Raw genomic sequence first — 2838 nt, forward strand, 5'->3', positions numbered from 1 at the left:
CACCGCCGGCGGTCACCTCGTTGACCGCCGCCCACACCGGCGGCAACCGGTCAAGTTCGATCATCGTCGGTGCCAGCGTCACCACGATCACGCCGGCCGCCCGCATCGCCGCCACGACGATGCCGCGGTGATCCTCCATCGGCGGAGTGTCGATCACCACCAGCTCGTAGCGGTCGCCCACGATCCCCGGCAACCGCCGGTGCAGGTCCCGCGACGCCAGCGCCACGGCCGGCAGCTCCCACCCGGCCAGCTCCCCCCATCGCAGCGCCGACCCCTGCGGGTCCGCATCCACGAGCAACACCGACAACCCGCGTTCCGCGGCCGCATGCGCCACGAACGCCGCCGACGTCGTCTTGCTCGAACCACCCTTGAGATTCACCACCGACCAGACCCGCACACACCCATGATCGCAGCACCGGTAGCACCCCGTCACACCACCCCACCTGCAATCAGTAGGTACTGCATCACTGTATGCAGTACACAACGAACAGGGGCCCGCGGACGCCATGTCCGCGGGCCCCTGAGGGGGTTGCCGTAGCATCCGCCGAAAATCGGGCGGATATGGCTCGGTAGGCTCCTGAACCGGATCTTCGGGGTCCGGCGGGAGGTTGCTGGTGGCGACGCGGGTGTTCGCGGACCAGGAACTGGAGGCGCTGCGGAGGTTCCCGGAGATCGGCCGGGAGGAGCTGTTCCGGTTCTTTACGCTGACCTCGGCGGATGTCGCGTTCGTTGATCCTGGTCGGGGCCGGGGACCGGCCGACCGTCTCGGGCTGGCTGTCACCCTGTGCACGTTGCGGTGGCTGGGATTCGTGCCCGACGAGGTGGCGGCCGCGCCACGGGCGGCGGTGGTACGGCTGGCCGAGCGGCTTGACGTCGATCCCGATCACATCCGGTCGTATGGCAAGCGGGCGAATACCCGCACCGGGCACCTTCGGTCGGTGGCGCGGTATCTGGGGTGGCGGGTGCCGACGCCGCTGGATCTGAAGGAGCTCGACGAGTTTCTGCTGGCACGGGCACTGGAGCACGACTCGCCGGTTCTGCTGTTCCGGCTGGCATGTGAGTACCTGATCTCGGCGCGAGTGATCCGGCCAGGTCCGGTGACCGTGATCGAGCGGGTCGCGCACGCACGGGAGGAAGCCCGACGGGAGACGTTCGACCGGCTGGCGCACGAGTTCACCGACCAGCGGTGCGCCGACCTGGACGGCCTGCTGGTGGATGATCCGGCCATCGGTATGACGCGGTTACGGTGGCTGGCCACGGGGCCGGTCGAGGCCTCGCCGGCAGCGGTGAAGGCTGAGGTCTCGAAGCTGGAGTTCCTGCGCGGCCTGGGCGCGCACACCCTGGACCTGTCCGCGCTGCCGGCGGAGCGGCGCCGGTTCCTCGCGACAGTGGGCCGGCGGTTGACCGCGCAGGCGTTGCAGCGCCGCGAGGCAGAGCGCCGCTACCCGATCCTGTTCACGCTGTTATCCCAGTCGGCGACGGAGGTGCTGGACGAGGTCGTGCAGCTGTTCGACCAGGCCGTCTCGGCGCGGGAGAGCAAGGCCGCGCACAGGATGCGCGATGAGCTGGCCGAACGCGGCAAGGCCGGCGAGGACCGCCAGGCCCTGCTGGACGCGATCCTCGCCATCGTCGCCGATCCCGCGGTGCCAGACGAGGACGTCGGCGCGCTGATCCGTGGGGAGAAGGTCGGGTGGGAGCGGCTGCGGTCCGCGCAGGCCACCGCGTTGCCCCCGTTGCCACGCGATCACGGTCACCTGGCCGCGCTGGACGGCTCGTACGGGTACCTGCGGCAGTTCACCCCGCAGGTCCTGGAGGCGGTGACGTTCGCCGGTGGCACCGCCGCGACCGATCTGCTCAAGGCGGTGGCGATCCTGAGGGAACTGAACGCCACAGGCGCGCGGAAGGTGATCCGCGTGGACACAACATCGCGGATCGATGTTGATCATCTCGCCGCAGCCGTGGCGAAGCGGCTCGGTCACTCTTCGTAGCCCGTCAACATAGCCGATCTTGTCGGTAAACGACCGTCTGTCGACACCCGCCAGCAAGCCGTCCAGTACCCCTCGGAGGGCGTCGACAACCCGCGTCGAAATTCAATGTCGGAAAACGTCGGCGTGCGGTAGATTCCGGCGCCGTGCTGATCGGCTACGCGCGGGTCTCGACCGCGGACCAGAACCCCGACCACCAGGTCGACGCGCTGCTGCGCGCCGGCGTCGCCGAACGCGATATCCACCTCGACATCGCGTCCGGTGCCAAGGCGACCAGGCCGAAGTTCGACCTCGTGATGCAACTGCTGCGTACTGGCGACACGCTCAAGGTCACCCGCCTCGACCGGCTCGGCCGCTCCCTGCTGCACCTCGTCACCCTCGGCGCCGAACTCCGCGACCGCGAGGTCGGGCTACACGTCATCGAGCAGGGCATCGACACCGCCACCCCCGAGGGCCGCGCGATGTTCGGCATGCTTTCCGTGCTCGCCGAGTATCAGCGCGAGCTCATCGTCGCCAACACCCACGACGGCCTCGCTGCGGCGCGGGCCCGCGGCCGCGCCGGCGGCCCCGGCTCACCGGCGACCAGGCCGCGCTCGCCCAGCGGCTCTACGACGACGGCCAGCACACTGCCGCCCAGATCGCCGCGATGTTCGGCGTGCCGCGCTCCACCGTGTACGGCCACCTCGACAAGACCAGCGTCGGTAGGCGGCCGGTCGGGCGGGACGGTGCCGCGTGACGGGGTGTCAGTAAGGCCTGGCAACACGCCAGCAGCGGCGTGGACCGCCTATGGCGCCCCCGGCACACCCCCCCGCCGCGCCGCCGCCGCGGGGGTGTCACAGGTGGGACGACTAGG

The 2838-nt window shown here is 70.1% G+C and carries 2 protein-coding genes and 2 pseudogenes; 3 read left to right on the forward strand and 1 reads right to left on the reverse strand.

Annotated features, from left to right (window positions below):
• Positions 1-382: ParA family protein (locus G6R25_RS23085; protein ID WP_205447388.1), on the reverse strand; the 382-nt coding region annotated here is incomplete at its 3' end.
• Positions 383-614: 232 nt separating this feature from the next.
• Between G6R25_RS23085 and G6R25_RS28385 the strand changes: the two genes are divergently transcribed.
• The 3 genes and pseudogenes from G6R25_RS28385 to G6R25_RS31050 all read left to right on the forward strand — a co-directional run.
• Positions 615-1988 carry a DUF4158 domain-containing protein gene (locus G6R25_RS28385; protein WP_235826011.1) on the forward strand — a complete coding sequence of 458 codons (1374 nt, stop codon included), beginning with the start codon at positions 615-617 and terminating at the stop codon, positions 1986-1988.
• Positions 1989-2131: 143 nt separating this feature from the next.
• Positions 2132-2482 (forward strand): annotated as a pseudogene (locus G6R25_RS31045) (recombinase family protein); the annotation flags it as partial.
• 116 nt (positions 2483-2598) lie between these two features.
• Positions 2599-2721 (forward strand): annotated as a pseudogene (locus tag G6R25_RS31050) (hypothetical protein); the annotation flags it as partial.
• Positions 2722-2838 lie beyond the last annotated feature (117 nt).

This window comes from Candidatus Frankia alpina (genome assembly GCF_902806485.1).
In the GTDB taxonomy this organism is placed as follows: domain Bacteria; phylum Actinomycetota; class Actinomycetes; order Frankiales; family Frankiaceae; genus Frankia; species Frankia alpina.